General features: G+C 69.3%; 16 protein-coding genes. 8 read left to right on the forward strand and 8 right to left on the reverse strand.

What is annotated here, in order from left to right; translation table 11 throughout:
- Window positions 1-529 precede the first annotated feature (529 nt).
- The 5 genes from AB4Z01_RS10605 to AB4Z01_RS10625 all read left to right on the forward strand — a co-directional run bounded on the left by AB4Z01_RS10605 (window position 530) and on the right by AB4Z01_RS10625 (window position 3,811).
- Window positions 530-817 (forward strand): hypothetical protein, encoded by a 288-nt coding sequence (locus AB4Z01_RS10605; RefSeq protein WP_441693227.1) that lies wholly within the window; start codon window positions 530-532, stop codon window positions 815-817.
- A gap of 88 nt (window positions 818-905) precedes the next feature.
- Window positions 906-1,070, forward strand: coding sequence for a hypothetical protein (locus tag AB4Z01_RS10610; protein WP_441693229.1), 165 nt, complete (start codon window positions 906-908; stop codon window positions 1,068-1,070).
- A gap of 185 nt (window positions 1,071-1,255) precedes the next feature.
- The gene (locus AB4Z01_RS10615) at window positions 1,256-2,221 is read left to right on the forward strand and encodes a homoserine kinase (RefSeq protein ID WP_441693231.1); all 966 of its coding nucleotides are present in this window, start codon (window positions 1,256-1,258) and stop codon (window positions 2,219-2,221) included.
- A gap of 32 nt (window positions 2,222-2,253) precedes the next feature.
- Window positions 2,254-2,718: a ribonuclease HI gene (rnhA, locus tag AB4Z01_RS10620; RefSeq protein WP_441693404.1), complete on the forward strand. Its 465-nt coding sequence runs from the start codon at window positions 2,254-2,256 to the stop codon at window positions 2,716-2,718.
- Window positions 2,719-2,812: 94 nt separating this feature from the next.
- Window positions 2,813-3,811, forward strand: coding sequence for a saccharopine dehydrogenase NADP-binding domain-containing protein (locus AB4Z01_RS10625; protein WP_441693233.1), 999 nt, complete (start codon window positions 2,813-2,815; stop codon window positions 3,809-3,811).
- Between the two features lie 123 nt (window positions 3,812-3,934).
- Here the strand turns inward: AB4Z01_RS10625 and AB4Z01_RS10630 are convergent, their stop codons facing one another.
- Together AB4Z01_RS10630 and AB4Z01_RS10635 are read right to left on the reverse strand one after the other, a co-directional pair.
- A complete protein-coding gene (locus AB4Z01_RS10630; protein WP_441693234.1) occupies window positions 3,935-4,417 on the reverse strand; it encodes a peroxiredoxin in 483 nt (160 codons plus the stop codon).
- 49 nt (window positions 4,418-4,466) lie between these two features.
- Window positions 4,467-6,587: a protein-disulfide reductase DsbD family protein gene (locus AB4Z01_RS10635; protein WP_441693236.1), complete on the reverse strand. Its 2,121-nt coding sequence runs from the start codon at window positions 6,585-6,587 to the stop codon at window positions 4,467-4,469.
- A 115-nt stretch (window positions 6,588-6,702) separates the two neighbouring features.
- Between AB4Z01_RS10635 and AB4Z01_RS10640 the strand changes: the two genes are divergently transcribed.
- Window positions 6,703-7,299 (forward strand): YqgE/AlgH family protein, encoded by a 597-nt coding sequence (locus AB4Z01_RS10640; protein WP_429226398.1) that lies wholly within the window; start codon window positions 6,703-6,705, stop codon window positions 7,297-7,299.
- Window positions 7,300-7,441: 142 nt separating this feature from the next.
- Here the strand turns inward: AB4Z01_RS10640 and leuC are convergent, their stop codons facing one another.
- Entirely contained in the window at window positions 7,442-8,848 is a 1,407-nt protein-coding gene (leuC, locus tag AB4Z01_RS10645; protein ID WP_441693239.1) for a 3-isopropylmalate dehydratase large subunit, read from the reverse strand.
- A 201-nt stretch (window positions 8,849-9,049) separates the two neighbouring features.
- Between leuC and AB4Z01_RS10650 the strand changes: the two genes are divergently transcribed.
- Window positions 9,050-9,493: a DUF2147 domain-containing protein gene (locus tag AB4Z01_RS10650; RefSeq protein WP_441693241.1), complete on the forward strand. Its 444-nt coding sequence runs from the start codon at window positions 9,050-9,052 to the stop codon at window positions 9,491-9,493.
- A gap of 170 nt (window positions 9,494-9,663) precedes the next feature.
- Here the strand turns inward: AB4Z01_RS10650 and AB4Z01_RS10655 are convergent, their stop codons facing one another.
- Together AB4Z01_RS10655 and AB4Z01_RS10660 are read right to left on the reverse strand one after the other, a co-directional pair.
- Window positions 9,664-10,347, reverse strand: coding sequence for a pyrimidine 5'-nucleotidase (locus AB4Z01_RS10655; protein ID WP_441693243.1), 684 nt, complete (start codon window positions 10,345-10,347; stop codon window positions 9,664-9,666).
- A 2-nt stretch (window positions 10,348-10,349) separates the two neighbouring features.
- Window positions 10,350-10,937, reverse strand: coding sequence for a septation protein A (locus AB4Z01_RS10660; protein ID WP_441693245.1), 588 nt, complete (start codon window positions 10,935-10,937; stop codon window positions 10,350-10,352).
- A gap of 357 nt (window positions 10,938-11,294) precedes the next feature.
- On the opposite strand from AB4Z01_RS10660, the gene AB4Z01_RS10665 reads away from it, so the two are divergent.
- Complete coding sequence (locus AB4Z01_RS10665; protein WP_441693247.1) at window positions 11,295-12,785, forward strand: MDR family MFS transporter; 1,491 nt, start codon at window positions 11,295-11,297, stop codon at window positions 12,783-12,785.
- 10 nt (window positions 12,786-12,795) lie between these two features.
- Here AB4Z01_RS10665 and AB4Z01_RS10670 read toward each other — a convergent pair whose 3' ends face one another.
- The 3 genes from AB4Z01_RS10670 to AB4Z01_RS10680 all read right to left on the reverse strand — a co-directional run bounded on the left by AB4Z01_RS10670 (window position 12,796) and on the right by AB4Z01_RS10680 (window position 16,300).
- A complete protein-coding gene (locus AB4Z01_RS10670) occupies window positions 12,796-13,635 on the reverse strand; it encodes a carbohydrate ABC transporter permease (protein WP_441693249.1) in 840 nt (279 codons plus the stop codon).
- Window positions 13,636-13,644: 9 nt separating this feature from the next.
- Window positions 13,645-14,754 (reverse strand): carbohydrate ABC transporter permease, encoded by a 1,110-nt coding sequence (locus AB4Z01_RS10675; RefSeq protein ID WP_441693251.1) that lies wholly within the window; start codon window positions 14,752-14,754, stop codon window positions 13,645-13,647.
- Between the two features lie 268 nt (window positions 14,755-15,022).
- The gene (locus AB4Z01_RS10680; RefSeq protein ID WP_441693253.1) at window positions 15,023-16,300 is read right to left on the reverse strand and encodes an ABC transporter substrate-binding protein; all 1,278 of its coding nucleotides are present in this window, start codon (window positions 16,298-16,300) and stop codon (window positions 15,023-15,025) included.
- Window positions 16,301-16,381: the final 81 nt, after the last annotated feature.

The raw sequence follows: 16,381 nt of genomic DNA on the forward strand, positions 1-16,381 counted from the left end.
GCTCGCGCCCGACCAGCACGGCGGCGCAGACCAGAACAAGGGCGATCGGGGTGCCGATCCGCAGCACCGTCCGGCGGGCGACAAGGGGCATCTGCATCTCTCCAGCGGGCAGGCAATCGAGAGCGACACGGGCGCCGCGGCCGTGACGGCCCCGGCGCCCGCGATCGACGTCTCCTCCCGGTCTTCGGCTGGTCCGATGCGTCTCGGACCGGGGCCGGCGCGGGTGGCGCGCCGGCCCCTCCCTCTTGCTGCTGAACGAATGACGAAAGGTGACTTCGCCCAATTGGGGAGTCAATGAGGGGAATTCAGCAGAGGACAGGATGACGCAGCAGTTTTATTTTTGGTAAGAATCGCGAATATTAGATCTGGATTAGCTCTTTGTTAAAATCCCGTAAGGATGATTCCGCCGCTACCATTGCCGCCCATATGCTGCAGTGCGGAAACGCACGACGCCACCGCGATTCAGAAGGCGTCGCGACCGGTAAGCCGGCCCGACGGGCCGCTCCGGATACGGTTGAAGAGGTCCATCATGGTTCTGCTCAGGCATCCCCGCCCCGCGGGGTTCGTGGCCCTGCTCCTGCTCGGAACGGCTGTCGCCGGGCCGGCCTTCGCCCGCACCGGGCTGCAGTCCGAGCATTATGTGATCCCGCCGCAGATGGCGCAGGCCGAATCCGCCGACAACACGGACATGTCCGTTCCCACCTTCGATCACGGCGAGAACGGCGCCGACCGCGCCGCGGATATGGGCGTCGCCGGCCACGATCTCGGCGGGCACGAGCATGACGGCGGCCATGGCGGCGGTCACGGGAGGCGGTAAGCCTCCGCAAGGTGCCTCAGGCACCGCTTCGCAAGCACGGCATCCCCGCTGTGCCCATTCACCATCTCACTTACCAAAGGAGCCCATCATGTCTGTCCTGAAGATCGCCCGTCCCGTCGGCCTGGCCGTCCTGATCGCCCTGGGTGTCGCCGCGGCCGGCGCCGCCGACGCCCACACCGGCCTGCAGTCGGAGCATGGCCCGAGCGCGTTGCAGAGCTCGCACGGTCCCACCTATCCCAACCCGCGCCGCTGAGCCGCCTCCGCCGGTAGCAGCGAAAGGGCGGCGGCAGGTCTCCCGGCATCGGCCGGCAGGCCTGCCGCCGCCCTTTGCATTTCCGGCCGGTTCCCCGCGGCTGTATCCCGCGCCGCTCTCTCCCTTCGACAAGCCGCCCCCTGCGCTTTATGAAGGCGGCTCAGCCGCTTTCACCCGGGCGCTCCATGGCCGTCTACACCGAAGTCACCGACGAGGATGTCGCCGCCTTCGCGGCGGAGTACGACATCGGCACCGTGCTGTCCCTGAAGGGCATCGCCGAGGGTGTCGAGAACTCCAACTACCTGCTGGTGACCACGGCCGGGCCGCATATCCTCACTCTCTACGAGAAGCGGGTGGCCGAGGCTGACCTGCCGTTCTTCCTCGGGCTGATGCAGCATCTGGCGGCGCGCGGCATCGAATGCCCGCAGCCGGTCGCCGCCCGCGACGGCCAGGCGCTGCGCCGCCTGTCCGGCCGGCCGGCGGTGATCGTCACCTTCCTCGACGGGCTGTGGCCGAAGCGGATTCAGCCCTGGCATTGCCAGGCACTCGGCCCGGCGCTGGCCCGGATGCACGCCGCCGGGGCCGATTTCCCGATGACCCGGCCGAACAACCTGTCGCTCGACGGCTGGCGCCGGCTGGTGGCGGATTGCGCCGATCGCGCCGACACCGTGACGCCGGGCCTGGCCGAGGGCATCACCCGCGAGCTCGCCTTCCTCGAGGCCCATTGGCCGGCGGGCCTGCCGGTGGGCCTGATCCATGCCGACCTGTTCCCCGACAACGTGTTCTTCCGCGACGGCCGCCTGTCCGGGCTGATCGACTTCTACTTCGCCTGCACCGACATGCTGGCCTACGACCTGTCGATCTGCCTGAACGCCTGGTGCTTCGAGCCGGACGGCGCCTTCAACGTCACCAAGGCGCGGGCGCTCCTGTCGGGCTATCGGGCCGAGCGGCCGCTGTCGCCGGCCGAGGTCGCGGCGCTGCCGGTCCTGGCGCGCGGCAACGCGCTGCGCTTCCTCCTCACCCGCCTCTATGACTGGCTGAACCACCCGCCGGGCGCCTTCGTCCGGCCGAAGGACCCGCTCGAATACTGGCGCAAGCTGCGCTTCCACCAGCAGGTCACCAGCGTGGCCGCCTATGGGATCGATCCGTGACCGACATTGCCGAGACGCCGAAGAAGCCCGTGATGAAGCTGCCGAAGGTGGAGATCTTCACCGACGGCGCCTGCAGCGGCAATCCCGGCCCCGGCGGCTGGGGCGTGCTGCTGCGTATGGGCGAGACCGAGCGCGAGCTCTATGGCGGTGAGGTGCTGACCACCAACAACCGGATGGAGCTGATGGCGGCGATCCAGGCGCTGGAGGCGATGAAGCGCCCGGTCGACGCGGTGCTGACCACCGACAGCCAGTATGTCCGCAACGGCGTGATGACGTGGATGAAGGGCTGGAAGGCGCGCGGCTGGGTCACCGCCGACCGCAAGCCGGTGAAGAATATCGACCTGTGGCAGCGGCTCGAAGCCGCCACGGCATCGCACAAGGTCCGCTGGGAATGGACCCGCGGCCATGCCGGCCATGCCGAGAACGAGCGCGTGGACGAGCTGGCCCGGAAGGGCCTGCGCGAGCACGGCCGCGGCCTGGCGCCGATCGAGGGTTGACCCGGACCATCCTCTCTCCATATTACGAATAGTAAGTTACTATTCGTAATAATGCTGCCGTGCCTGTGCCGGCGGCCTGGAGAAGGGGAAGGTCATGGTTCAGCGAGTCCTGATCGCCGGCGGCTATGGCGCGGTCGGCGGCACCGTCGCCCGGTATTTGCGCCGGCTGGCGCCGGATCTCGACATCATCCTCGCCGGGCGGTCGCCGGACTCCGGCGCCGCGCTGGCGCGGGAGATCGGGGCGCAGACGCTGCGGCTCGACGTCGCCGATCCGGCGGCGGCGCTGGCCGATCTCGGGCCGGTCGACCTGATCGTGGCGGCACTGCAGGACCGCGGCGACACGTTGATCCACGCCGCTTTGGCGCAGGGCGCCGCCCATATCGGCATCACCAAGGTGGTGGAGGAGACCGGGCCCGCGGTGTTCGCGGCGCTGCATGCGCCGCCGCGGCGGCCGATCGTGCTGGCGGGACACTGGGCGGCCGGGGTGCCGATCCTGGTGGCCCGGCAGGCGGTCGAGGATTTCGCCCGGATCGACTCCGCTGCCATGGCCGCGCTGTACGATGAGCAGGACGCGGTCGGGCCGATGAGCGCCGCCGATGCCGAGGCCTTCTCCGGCCGTGCCCTGCTGCGCCGGGCCGGGCAATGGGCCTGGGTCGATGGCGCCGAGCACAGCCGCGCCCTGCGCCTGGCCGAGGGGCTCAAAGCGACGGTGCAGCCCCTGGCCGCGCTGGATGTGCCCAGCCTGGCGGCAATCACCGGCGCCCCCGACATCCGCTTCGATTTCGGCATGGGCGAATCGATCGGCACCCGGGCCGGCGGCCGGGCCTCGCATGAGGCGTTGATCGAGATCGCAGGGGTGCTGCGGTCGGGGCAGCCTGCGCGGCGGCGAGTCCTGGTGTCGGACCCGAAGGGGGTGGACCATATGACGGCGCTGGGCGCCGTGGTCGTCGCCGAGCGCGTACTCGGCCTGGATGGGCTGCCGCTGCCGGCCGGCGGCCTGGCGCTGCCCGAGACCCTGGTCACGCCCGAGGCGGCGATCGCGCGGTTCGAGCAGTTCGGAGTCCGGATCACGACCGAGACGGATCCGGCATAGCGATTGCCGACTCTCCATTCCTGGATGCCCGGGCTTGACCCGGGCATCCAGGAAATATCGATGCCGCTCCGGGTGGCCCCTGGATCGCCGGGTCAAGCCCGGCGATGACAGAACGGGGACGGATTACAGCGCCGCGAGGATCGCTTCGCCGCTCGACACCTCGAAGGCGCCCGGCTTCTCGACGGCGAGATGGGTGACGACGCCGTCCTTGGCCACGAGCGCGAAGCGCTGCGACCGGGTGCCCAGGCCGTAACCCGACCCGTCCATCTCCAGCCCCAGCGCCTTGGTCAGGGTGGCGTTGCCGTCGGGCAGCATGAACACCGAGTCGCCGCACTCGTTCTTGTCGGCCCAGGCCTTCATCACGAAGGGGTCGTTGACCGACAGGCAGACGATCTGGTCGACACCCTTGGCCTTCAGCGCCTCGGCATTGCCGGTGAAGCTCGGCAGGTGCTTGGCCGAGCAGGTCGGGGTGAAGGCGCCCGGCACCGCGAACAGGGCCACGGTCTTGCCCTTGAGCAGGTCGTCGGTCGTGATCTCGGCCATGCCCTCCTTGCCGAGATATTTCAGCGTGACCGAGGGGATGCGGTCGCCAACCTTGATCGTCATGGGTGTTCTCTCCGCCAGAATCCGAGGGGCCGGCCGTGCCGGCCGGATGTCATGAGCTCGCGCCGCGGGCCTGCTTCAGGGCGTCCAGGACCGCCTCGGTGCTCAGCAGCTCCGGCAGCAGGATCCCGTCCGGCGCCCCCGGCCCGTACACGGCGTTGAACGGTATGCCGTAGCGGCCATGCGCCGCAAGGTAATCGGCGATGCCCTGGTCGGGATTGGTCCAGTCGGCCAGCAGCGGTGCCACCCCGGCCTCGCCCAGCGCCGCCGCCACCGGGTCGCGGTCGATCACCAGCAGCTTGTTGACCTTGCAGGTCAGGCACCAGTCGGCGGTGACGTCGACGAACACCACCTTGCCCTCGCGCACCAGGCCGGGGATGGCGGACCGGTCGAACCGCGCCCAGGGAATCGCCGAGGCCGCCTGCGGCGTCGCCGCGTCGGACCGGTCGAAGCGCAGCGGCAGCAGCACCGCGGCCAGCGCCAGGACCACGGCGGCGGCGGTGCCCAGCCGCCGGATCGCGATCCCGCCGCGCCGGCGCAGCCACAGCACCAGGACGATCGCCGCCAGCACCGCCGCCACCAGGGCGGCCGCCACCGGCGGCACCTGCACGGCCAGGACCGAGAGCAGCCAAGCCGCCGTTCCGAACAGCGCGAGGCCGAGCACGGCCTTGACCCAGACCATCCAGCGGCCGGGACGCGGCAGCAGCCGGGCCAGGCCCGGCACGGCGGCGATCAGCAGATAGGGCAGGGCCATGCCGAGGCCGAGCGCGGCGAAGATCGTGCCGATCTCCAGCGGCCCGCGCGACAGGGCGAAGCCCAGCGCGGTGCCGACGAAGGGGGCGGAGCAGGGGGTGGCCAGCAGGGTGGCGAAGGCGCCGGTCAGGAACGGGCCGGCGAGACCCTCCGTTTCCGGCCGGCCGGTGCCGCTGGCCCGCGCCGCGGCGTCCATGGCGCGGCCGGGCAGAACCACCTCGAACAGGCCCAGCAGGTTGGCGCCGAACAGGGTGACGATCACCGCCATCGCCGCCAGGAACACCGGCTCCTGAAACTGCAGGCCCCAGCCGACCGAGGCGCCGGCCGCCTTCAGCCCGACGGCGCCGCCCGCCAGCACCAGGAAGGACGCGACGATGCCGCCGGCGGTGGCCAGCAGGCCCAGCCGCTGCCGCCGCGGCGTCCGGCCGCCGGCCTCGACAATCGACAGCAGCTTGAGCGACAGCACCGGCAGCACGCAGGGCATCAGGTTCAGGATCAGCCCGCCCAGCAGGGCCACGCCCAGGATCGACAGCCAGGCGGCGGCCTCCGGCGCCGCGGCGATCGCCGTCCCGACCGTCGCCTTGGCCTCGACGCTGCGCGGCCCGTCGACCAGGGTCAGGACCACCGGGCTGCCGGTCAGCGCCAGCGGCGGATCGGCCGCCGCCTGGACCCTATCGATCTCGGCCACCAGCCGGCGGCCGCCCTCGCTGGTGGTGATCCGCGGCGCGGCGAAGGCGTCGCCCGGCGCACCCTCGACGAACAGGTCCGGCGCCTCGAACGGCTCACGCGCCGTCGCCTCGATCCGCAAGCCGCCATTCTGGCCGGCCGCGGTTGCGGCCACCGGACCGATCGCGAGGCCGGCGGCGGCGCCATCGCCCGGCACCGTGTTGGCGTAGCGGTCGATCAGGTTGGCGGCGGCCGGGTCGGGCGTCGCCGTGCCGGCCGGCAGGTCGAGCGTGAAGCTGAAATTGGCCGGGATGCAGATGTCGCTGCACACCAGCACGGTCGCTGCCAGGGCCAGGTGCTGCGGCTGTCCCGTCTGCGCCACCGGCAGGGTCAGCGGGAACACCACCTCGGTCTCGTAGCCATAGGTCTCCAGGCCGAACAGCTGGAACCGGTGCGGCGCCGGATAGGCCAGGGTCGCGGTGCCGAGATTCGCCGAGCCCGTCCAGTCCAGCGCCGGCGGCAGCCCGGCATCGCCGGGGGACCGCCAATAGGTCTTCCAATGCGGCTCCAGCCGGATGTGCAACCCGGCCGGGATCTCGCTCAAGCGTCCGGTGCCGTCGACCGCCGTGACCAGCCGCGCCGACGCGCCCTTGGCGTTCTGCCACGGCGTCTCGGCGGCCCCGGCCGCTCCCGGCCCGGCCAGCGCGGCGAGGCCGAGGGCGGCAGCCGCAAGGACTGCGAGCCTAGGGGTCATCGAATCTCCGGCACCATGAAACTGCCTTTCTTTGGCCTATATAGTCGTTCGAAACCAGATCGACGCGGGTTAGCCTAGTGTCGCAGCCGGAAGGAAAGACGGAGCAGTGGTCGGTATGAGACGGGCGAAATCCTCCAAGGGCGACAAGGTGCCGGCGGATGGCAGCTACCTCGCGGGGCAGCTGCTGATCGCCATGCCGACCCTGGTCGCGCCACCCTTCGCCCGCACGGTGATCTATCTCTGCGCCCACAACGACCAGGGGGCAATGGGGCTGGTGGTCAACAAGCCGCTGTCGAGCATCGACTTCCCGACCCTGCTCGACCAGCTCGGCATCCCGCATGGCGACCTGCTGGGCAGCACCCGGGTCCAGTTCGGCGGCCCGGTCGAATCGGGCCGCGGCTTCGTGCTGCACTCGACCGACTACCGGGCCGAGAAGACGGTGGTGGTCGGCGATGTCGCGGTGACCTCGACGCTCGAGGTGCTGCAGGCGATCGCCAGCGGCGAGGGGCCGAGCCGTCACCTGCTGGCGCTCGGCTATGCCGGCTGGAGCGCCGGCCAGCTCGACGCCGAGATCCAGGCCAATGGCTGGCTCACCGTGCCCTGCGATTCCGACATCCTGTTCAGCGAGGACCTGTCGGTGAAGTGGGAGCGCGCCATCGCCAAGCTCGGCGTCGACCCGACCATGCTGTCGGGCGAAGCGGGGCACGCCTGAGGAACTGACTTCCCCCTAACTGTCATTGCCGGGCTTGACCCGGCAATCCAGGGGCCACCCAGAGCGGCATCGACATTCCCTGGATGCCCGGGTCAAGCCCGGGCATGACAGATGAAGGGAAGACCGGGCGCGGCCGTCGCGCTCAGTTCAGCTCGCGCACATCGGTCAGGTGGCCGGCGATCGCCGCGGCTGCGGCCATGGCCGGGCTGACCAGATGGGTGCGGCCGCCGCGGCCCTGGCGGCCCTCGAAGTTGCGGTTCGAGGTCGAGGCGCAGCGCTCGCCCGGCGACAGCTTGTCGGCGTTCATCGCCAGGCACATCGAGCAGCCGGGCTCGCGCCAGTCGAAGCCGGCGTCCCGGAACACCACGTCCAGCCCCTCGGCCTCGGCCTGTTCCTTCACCAGGCCGGAGCCCGGGACGATCATGGCGTAGACCGTGTCGGCCACGTGCCGGCCGCGGGCCACCGCGGCGGCGGCGCGCAGATCCTCGATCCGGCCGTTGGTGCAGGAGCCGATGAAGACCTTGTCGACCGGCACCTCGCTCAGGCGCTGGCCGGGCTTCAGGCCCATATAGTCCAGGCTGCGGCGCCAGGCGCTGGCCTTGTTGGCGTCCGGCGCCTTGTCCGGATCCGGCACGATGCCGGTGATCGGCGCCACGTCCTCGGGGCTGGTGCCCCAGGTCACCATCGGCACGATATCCTTGGCCTTCAGCACGATCTCGCGGTCGTAGCGGGCGCCCTGGTCCGACGGCAGGGTGCGCCAGTACTCCACGGCCTGGTCCCAGGCCTCGCCCTTCGGCGCCATCGGCCGGCCCTTCACATAGGCGAAGGTGGTGTCGTCCGGCGCGATCAGCCCGGCCCGGGCGCCGGCCTCGATCGACATGTTGCAGACCGTCATGCGGCCTTCCATCGACAGGGCGCGCACCGCCTCGCCGGCATATTCGATGACATGGCCGGTGCCGCCGGCGGTGCCGATGGTGCCGATGATCGCCAGGATCATGTCCTTCGCGGTCACGCCCAGCGGCAGGTCGCCCTCGACCGTGATGCGCATGTTCTTGGCCGGTTTCTGCAGCAGCGTCTGCGTGGCCAGCACATGCTCGACCTCGCTGGTGCCGATGCCGAAGGCCAGCGCGCCGAAGGCGCCGTGGGTCGAGGTGTGGCTGTCGCCGCAGACGATGGTGGTGCCCGGCAGGGTGAAGCCCTGCTCCGGCCCGATGATGTGGACCACGCCCTGGCGGATGTCGTTCATGGTGAAGATCGGCACGCCGAAATCGGCGGCGTTCTTCTCCAGCGTCTCGACCTGGATCCGGCTCTCCTCGTCGGCGATGCCGCCGGCGCGGTCGCTGGTCGGCACGTTGTGGTCCGGCACCGCCAGGGTGGCCTGCGGCTGGCGAACCTTGCGGCCGGCCAGGCGCAGCCCTTCGAAGGCCTGCGGGCTGGTCACCTCATGCACGAGGTGGCGGTCGATATAGAGGATGCACGTGCCGTCATCCTGGCGGTGGACGACATGGCTGTCCCAGATCTTGTCGAACAGTGTCCGCGGCGCGCTCATCTCTCACATCTCCGTCATCCGGCTCTTCGGCCGGCGGCCCTCTCGGCCGACGCTGGACCATAGCCGAGGGCAAACCGAGGCAAAAGCTGGAATAATTTCAAAGTTGTCACCCTCCTCGCGGTGCAAATCGGGACGATGGACAGGAATCCGGCCCGGCCGCATCCTCGACGGAGAAGCAACGAGACAGATATGGGGGTGCCCATGACCATCCGCAGCGCCGTCCTCGCCACCGGCTTCGTCCTGGCCCTGGCCTCGTCGGCCTCGGCCGCGGAGGGGATCAAGGGGTTCTGGCGCACCGGGGACGGCCGCTCGGTGATCCAGATCACCGACTGCAACACGGGCATCTGCGGCCTGATCGCGGCGCTGCCGCCGGACGCGCCGGCCACCGACGTGAACAACCCGGACGAGAGCAAGCGCGGCAAGCCGCTGTGCAAGCTGATCATGCTGCACAGCTTCACCCAGGTCTCCGACACCGAGTGGGAGGACGGCACGATCTACGACCCGAAGAGCGGCAAGACCTATGACGCCAAGATGCATCTGACCGGGCCGGACACGCTGGACCTGCGCGGCTATGTCGGCATCAGCCTGCTCGGCCGCACCGACACCTGGACCCGGCAGCAGCCGGGCAGCTTCAAGGCGTGTTGATGCTTTGATTGGCCCTTTGCGTTGCCTCTCCCGCCTGGCGGGAGAGGTCGGGCGTCCGCAGGACGACCGGGTGAGGGCTGGCCCGGGCCTCGACAAAGAACCCTCACCCGGAGCCGCTTCGCGTCTCCGACCTCTCCCGTAAACGGGAGAGGCAATGCGTTCTTCTTCGGCTAGGGAGTCCGCCGCGCCGCCGCCACCGCGGCCAGCCATTCGGCGGTGTCGTCGACGGCGATGTCGATATGGCCGTCGCCGGGCAAGGGCTGGCCCCAGTCCGACGGGGTGCGCACCCACACCGTGGTCATGCCCAGCTGATGGGCCGGCAGCAGGTTGCGGGCCATGTCCTCGACCATCGCCGTCGATCGCGGCGCCAGGCGGTAGCGGTCCAGCATCGCCCGGTAGGGGCCGGGGTCGGGCTTCGGCACATAGTCGGCCGCGACGATGTCGAAGATGCCGTCGAACTGCGACACCACGCCGAGCCGGGCCAGCACCCGCTCGGCATGGCGGACCGAGCCGTTGGTGAACACGATCTTGCGGCCCGGCAGGTCGGCCAGCGCCGCGGCCAGGGTCGGGCTCGGCCCGATCGCTGAGATGTCGATGTCGTGGACGAACTCCAGGAACGGGCCGGGATCGATTTCCCGCTCGTTCATCAGCCCCCGCAGGGTGGTGCCGTAGTCGCGGAACAGCCGCTTCTGCAGCGCCTTGGCCTCGGCCTCCGGCAGGTCGTAATGCGACCGGATGTATTCGCCCATGCGCCGGTCGATCTGGGCGAACAGGTTGCTGCGGGCGGGGTACAGCGTGTTGTCCAGGTCGAACACCCAGTGCTCGACATGGCGCAGCGGATCGGCCGGCTGCATCGTCACTCCGCCGGCTTGACCTGGTGCCGCATCAGCACCGGCATCTGCGCCATGGCGAAGACCAGCGTCAGCGGCAGGATGCCGAACAGCTTGAACCCGGCCCAGAAGCTGAACGAAAAGTTGCGCCAGACGATCTCGTTGATCACGGCCAGCACCACGAAAAACACCGCCCAGCGCCAGGTCAGGATGCGCCAGCCCAGTTCGTCCAGCTCGAACACGGTGCCCATCATCAGCTTCAGGAAGTTGCGGCCGGTGGCGAGGCCCGCGAACAGGATGGCGGCGAACAGCAGGTTCACCACCGTCGGCTTCAGCTTGAAGAACAGATCGTCGTTCAGCCACAGCGTCAGGCCGCCGAAGATCAGCACGAAGACGCAGCTGACCATCGGCATGATCGGCCAGCGCCGTTCGAGCCGGACCGATAGCGCGACAGCCACCACCAGCGCGGCCATGAAGACCGCGATCGCCGGCATGGCGCCAACCACCTGGTTGGCGACGAAGAAGATCAGGAGAGGCCCCGCCTCGAGCGCAAGGCGCAGGAACGGGCTCTTCTCGGCTTTGGCGACGGCCCGCGTGTCGGTCTGGTCGATCATGGCCGCACCCTAGACCAAGTGCCGTTTGCTGAAAACCGCGATCCAGCCGGAGCGACAAGATGGGCTCAGGCCGTTTGCGCCTCCCGCTCGCACATTCCCAACATCGTCATTGCGAGCGCAGCGAAGCAATCCAGGGGCTGCACGCACCGGCCTCTGGATTGCTTCGTCGGCTTCGCCTCCTCGCAATGACGGTGAGGGGATGGCTGTCTGCCTTCGCCCATCCCATGCCGCGCGACGATGGCAGCACTGCCGACAGCGCTCTTGTACGACAACCTCCCCGGGCGAAGGTTAAGGGCTCGGGGCGCTTCGCCGCCGCCGGCCTTTCGCATTCCGCCCCCGCCTTCGGAACGCCGCATCATGTCCGTACACAGTCCGGCGGTCGCCGTCCCGGCACCGCTCGACCACGCCACTGTCCGTTCGATCATCATCGGCATCATGCTGGCGATGCTGCTGGCGGCGCTCGACCAGACCATCGTGGCCACGGCGCTGCCGACCATCGGGCAGGAGCTGGGCGACGTCGAGCACCTGTCCTGGGTGGTCAGCGCCTATCTGCTGGCGGCCACCGCGGTGACGCCGCTCTATGGCAAGTTCAGCGACATTCACGGCCGGCGCATCACGCTGCTGGTCAGCATCAGCGTGTTCATCATCGGCTCGGTCGCCTGCGCCCTGGCGCCGACCATGCTGGCGCTGATCCTGGCCCGGGCGCTGCAGGGGCTGGGTGGCGGCGGGCTGATCTCGCTGGCCCAGACCATCATCGCCGACGTGGTCTCGCCGAAGGAGCGCGGGCGCTACCAGGGCTACATCGCCAGCGTCTTCGTCACCTCCAGCGTGGTCGGGCCGGTGCTGGGCGGGCTGATCGCCGACCATCTGCACTGGTCGGTGATCTTCTGGATCAACCTGCCGCTCGGCCTCGGCGCCTTCTGGATGGTCTGGGGCGCGCTGCGCCGCCTGCCGCGGCACGACCGCCGGCACAAGCTCGACGTGCTCGGCGCCGTGCTGATGGTCGGCGCCACCGTGGCGGCGATGCTGGCGCTGACCTGGGGCGGCACCCGCTACCCCTGGGATTCGGCTGAGATCCTCGGCCTGTTCGGCGGCTCGGCGGTGCTGTGGGTGCTGTTCGCGGCGCGCCTTCTGACAGCGGACGAGCCGTTGATCCCGCTGGCGGTGATGTCGAACCAGGTGGTCGGCACCGGCACCGCCGCCGCCTTCTGCGTCATGGGCAGCTTCATCGGCCTGTCGATCTATGTCCCGGTCTATCTCGAAAGCGTGGTCGGCTTGTCGGCCAGCAATTCCGGCCTGGCGCTGATGCCGCTGATGGCCGGCACGGTAACCGGCGCCAACATCGCCGGCCGCTTCATGGCGCGGATGACCCATTACAAGCGCACGCCGCTGGTCGGGCTGGTGATCGCCGCGGCGGCGCTGGTCGGGCTGGCCGCCTATCCGGACGGGCTGCCGCTGTGGCTGGTCGAGGTCGCGCTTGTCGCGGTCGGCCTCGGCCTCGGCACGGTGCTGCCGGTCACCACCATCTCGATCCAGAACGCGGTGGCGATGCACCAGCTCGGCACCGCCACCGGCTGCATGAACTTCTTCCGCTCGCTCGGCAGCGCCATCGTCGTCGCCGGCTTCGGCGCCATCGTGCTCGGCGCCATCGGCGGCGACGGGCGATCGCCGGAGACCCTGGGCGCTCTCACCTCGGCGATGCGCGACGGGCTGGTCGGCGCCTTCCACTGGATGTTCCTGGCCGCCGCTGCCGGCCTCGCCCTCGGCTTCGTCTGGCTGCTGCTGATGGAGGAGCGGCCGCTGCGCAGCGGCGCGGCCGCCCATGCCAAGGAAGCCCTGGTCGAATAACGGGCCGCCGCTACCCCTTCACCGCGCCGGCGGTGAGGCCGGAGACGATGCGGCGCTGGAAGATCATCACCAGCACGATCAGCGGCACGGTCACCACCACCGACGCCGCCATGATGTTGCCCCAGGGGATGTCGAACTGGGTGGCGCCGGAGATCAGGGCGATCGCCACCGGCACCGTCCGCACCTCGTTGGTCAGGGTGAAGGTCAGGGCGAACAGGAACTCGTTCCAGGCGGCGATGAAGGCCAGCAGGCCGGTGGTCGCCAGGGCCGGGCCGAGCAGCGGCAGGAACACCCGGACCAGGATCTGCCACGGCCTGGCGCCGTCGACGATCGCCGCCTCCTCCAGCTCGCGCGGCAGCTCGCGGATGAAGGTGGTCAGCACCCAGACCGAGAAGGGCAGGGTGAAGATCATGTAGCTGAGGATCAGCGAGCCGAGCGAATTGTAGAGCCCGGCCCAGCGCACCAGCTCGAACAGCCCGGTCAGCACCGCCACCTGCGGGAACATCGACACCGCCAGGGTCAGCATCAGGATGGTGCTGCGGCCGCGGAACCGCACCCGGCCCAGCGCATAGGCGGCGCTGACCGAAAGCAGGAGGCAGATCAGCACGGTCGATCCGGCGACGATCAGCGAGTTGACGATGTTGGTCAGGAAGGGCTGCTCGCGGAACACGCTGACATAGTTGTCGAGGGTGGGCGAGGGCGGCACCAGATCGGTGCCGAACAGCTGCTGGCCGCTCTTCAGCGACGAGATCACCGCCCAGTAGAACGGGAACACCGTGTAGACGATGATCGCCGCCACCAGCACGTAGAAGAAGCTGCGGCCGATGCGGCGCCTGGAGGATCTGGTCATGGCCGCCCCCTATTTGTCGAAGCGCACGCGGCCCGCCACCATCCACAGGGCGGCGAGCACGGCGATGATCAGGAACAGCAGGGTCGAGGCGGCAGAGCCGAAGCCGACATTGCCGAAATCGATGCTCTGCTGCCGGGCGAAGACCGACATGCTCATGGTGTTGATGCTGTTCGAGGTCAGCACGTAGATCAGGTCGAACACCCGCAGCGAATCCAGCGCCCGGAACAGGATCGCCACCATCAGCGCCGGCCAGATCAGCGGCAGGGTGATGCGGGTGAAGACCTTCCCGGGCCGGATGCCGTCGACCTTCGCCGCCTCATACACCTCGCCCGGCAGCATCTGCAGCGCGGCCAGGATCAGCAGCGTCATGAAGGGCGTGGTCTTCCAGACGTCGACCGCGATCACGGCGCCCAGCGACAGGCCGGGATCGGCGGTCCAGGCGATGCGGTGGGCGATGACGCCCAGCGACAGCAGCACCTCGTTCACCACGCCGTACTGGTCGTTCAGCATCCAGCCCCACATCTTGGCCGAGACGATGGTGGGGATGGCCCAGGGGATCAGCACCGCGGCCCTGAGCAGCCCCCTCCCGGGCAGATGCGCATTCAGCGTCATGGCGATGAGGAGGCCGAGAACGGTCTCGATCGACACCGAGATCACGGTGAACAGGATGGTGTTCCAGGCGGAGCGCCACCACACCGGGTCGACCAGCAGCCCCTGCCAGTTGAAGATGCCGCTGGTGTCGACGTCGTAATCGACCGGCTTGTTCTGGTCAATGTCCCAGAACTTGCCCTCGTCCGGCCTCCACACCAAGTTGGTGCCCTTGGGGTCGTAGAACACGTAGTAGCCGCCAAGAGAGTCGTCCCAGTCGGCGCGGTTGGGGCCGTAGAACAGGTAGTTGTCGAAGCCGACCAGCCGGGTCGGCCGTTCGGCCTTCAGCGTCGCGTCGGTGAAGCTCAGCGCGATGGTCCGCACCAGCGGCCAGCCGGCGACCAGCGCCAGCACCACCAGCATCGGAATCAGGAACAGCCAGGCGGCGCGGATGCGTTGCCGGCTGAGCCGGGAGACGGCCGGCTTGGCGGCGCGGGCGGCCGGGGCAGGGGTCGAGGTGGCGACGGTCATGGGGTGCTCCCCGAAATCAATGGCAGAGGCACTCAACTCAGGTCAGCCGGGCTGGTCCTCGCGGTGGCTGATTGCCTCTCCCGTTTGCGAACCCTCTCAAAATCCCCAATCCGTCATCCCCGCGAAAGCGGGGATCTCGCAACGCTCTGACCGGAAAGAGATTCCCGCTTTCGCGGGAATGACGGCAAAGGGATGGATCGTTGTTCTGAAAAGGTCTCGCAAGCGGGCGAGGCAATTGGAGCGGGCTCGGCGGAGGCCGGCCCGTCCGTTACCAGCGGCCGCCGCGGCTCAGCCGGTTCAGGTCCTTCTGCAGCTGCGCCAGGTTGGTGGCGCCGTCGCCCTGCTTCGACAGGGTGTTGTGAACCGCGTTCCAGAACAGGGTCGAGACCTCGTTGTAGCGCTCGCCGGTGATCGCCGAGGGGCGGGCCAGAGCGCCGTCGAAGGCGGTCTTCAACGTGGCGAAGAAGGGCTGGGCCTTCAGCACGTCCGGGTCTTCGTACAGCGCCGGGATGGTGGTCTGGAAGGCGCCGGCGATCGCCCGCCGCTTCTGCTCGTCCTTGCCGGTCAGGAAGGCGGCGAGGTCGGCCGCCTCCTTCGGATGGGCCGAATATTTCGACACCGCCAGGTTCCAGCCGCCGAGGGTGGCGGCGCTGCGGGCGCCCTCGCCGTCGCCCTTCGGCAGGGCAGCGACGCCGACCTTGCCCTTGACCGGGCTGTCGCCGGCATCGACCAGGCCGTGGGCATAGGGCCAGTTGCGCATGAAGGCGGCGTTGCCGGACTGGAACACGCCGCGGGCATCCTCCTCCATGTAGTTCAGGACGCCGTCCGGCGCGATGGTGCCGACCCAGGAGGCGGCGAGGTCCAGCGCCTTGGCGGCCTGCGGGGTGTTGACGGTGATCTTGCCGTCCGGCCCGACGATGGTGCCGCCGCCGAAGCTGGCGATCCATTCCAGCGCGTTGCAGGTCAGGCCCTCATAGGACCGGCCCTGGAACACGAAGCCGAAGAAGCGGTCGTTGCCGTCCTTGCGCTCGCCGTCCTGGATGGTCTTGGCGGTCTCGGTCAGCTGATCCCAAGTCTCCGGCACCTTGAGCTTGTATTTGTCCAGCAGGTCCTGGCGGTAGTACAGCAGCCCGGCATCGGTGAACCAGGGCAGGGCCAGCAGCTGGTCGCCGCGCGACAGGCCCTTGATGATGTTGGGGAAATGCTGGTCGATCGTGGCCTGGTCGACATAGGGCTTCAGGTCGATGAAATGGCTGCCCAGGATGCCGGGCCAGACCACGTCGATCTGGAACACGTCGATGTCGCTCGACCCGGCGCTCAGGATCTGCTGGTACAGGGCCAGCTGGTCCGAGGTCGATTGCGGCGCGGCGACGACCTTGACCGTGTTGCCGGTCTTCGCCTCCCATTCCTTGGCGCCCTCCTGGCACTGCGCCTGCTCGGCGCCGACGGAGCCGCAGGCGATCGCGACCGTGACCCCGGCCGCCTGCGCGGCGGTGCCGGCCAGGACCAGAGCGAATGTGAGGGGAAGGATTGCGCTCCTCGACATGGTCTCCTCCTTGTGGTTTTGGCCGCGGGGGAGACCGGCGCGCCCCCGCGTGCTTTAGTCTTGGGGCAAGGGTGACTCGCC

It is taken from the genome of Inquilinus sp. YAF38, from assembly GCF_052113205.1.
GTDB lineage: Bacteria > Pseudomonadota > Alphaproteobacteria > DSM-16000 > Inquilinaceae > Inquilinus.

Excerpts from the sequence above, each read along its gene's own strand:
- AB4Z01_RS10675 (WP_441693251.1), bottom strand. The coding sequence starts at position 14,754 with ATGACCGTCGCCACCTCGACCCCTGCCCCGGCCGCCCGCGCCGCCAAG.
- AB4Z01_RS10625 (WP_441693233.1), top strand. The coding sequence starts at position 2,813 with ATGGTTCAGCGAGTCCTGATCGCCGGCGGCTATGGCGCGGTCGGCGGC.
- AB4Z01_RS10655 (WP_441693243.1), bottom strand. The coding sequence starts at position 10,347 with ATGCAGCCGGCCGATCCGCTGCGCCATGTCGAGCACTGGGTGTTCGAC.
- AB4Z01_RS10665 (WP_441693247.1), top strand. The coding sequence starts at position 11,295 with ATGTCCGTACACAGTCCGGCGGTCGCCGTCCCGGCACCGCTCGACCAC.
- AB4Z01_RS10605 (WP_441693227.1), top strand. The coding sequence starts at position 530 with ATGGTTCTGCTCAGGCATCCCCGCCCCGCGGGGTTCGTGGCCCTGCTC.
- AB4Z01_RS10640 (WP_429226398.1), top strand. The coding sequence starts at position 6,703 with ATGAGACGGGCGAAATCCTCCAAGGGCGACAAGGTGCCGGCGGATGGC.
- leuC (WP_441693239.1), bottom strand. The coding sequence starts at position 8,848 with ATGAGCGCGCCGCGGACACTGTTCGACAAGATCTGGGACAGCCATGTC.
- AB4Z01_RS10650 (WP_441693241.1), top strand. The coding sequence starts at position 9,050 with ATGACCATCCGCAGCGCCGTCCTCGCCACCGGCTTCGTCCTGGCCCTG.
- AB4Z01_RS10680 (WP_441693253.1), bottom strand. The coding sequence starts at position 16,300 with ATGTCGAGGAGCGCAATCCTTCCCCTCACATTCGCTCTGGTCCTGGCC.
- AB4Z01_RS10630 (WP_441693234.1), bottom strand. The coding sequence starts at position 4,417 with ATGACGATCAAGGTTGGCGACCGCATCCCCTCGGTCACGCTGAAATAT.
- AB4Z01_RS10635 (WP_441693236.1), bottom strand. The coding sequence starts at position 6,587 with ATGACCCCTAGGCTCGCAGTCCTTGCGGCTGCCGCCCTCGGCCTCGCC.
- AB4Z01_RS10670 (WP_441693249.1), bottom strand. The coding sequence starts at position 13,635 with ATGACCAGATCCTCCAGGCGCCGCATCGGCCGCAGCTTCTTCTACGTG.
- AB4Z01_RS10615 (WP_441693231.1), top strand. The coding sequence starts at position 1,256 with ATGGCCGTCTACACCGAAGTCACCGACGAGGATGTCGCCGCCTTCGCG.
- rnhA (WP_441693404.1), top strand. The coding sequence starts at position 2,254 with ATGAAGCTGCCGAAGGTGGAGATCTTCACCGACGGCGCCTGCAGCGGC.
- AB4Z01_RS10660 (WP_441693245.1), bottom strand. The coding sequence starts at position 10,937 with ATGATCGACCAGACCGACACGCGGGCCGTCGCCAAAGCCGAGAAGAGC.
- AB4Z01_RS10610 (WP_441693229.1), top strand. The coding sequence starts at position 906 with ATGTCTGTCCTGAAGATCGCCCGTCCCGTCGGCCTGGCCGTCCTGATC.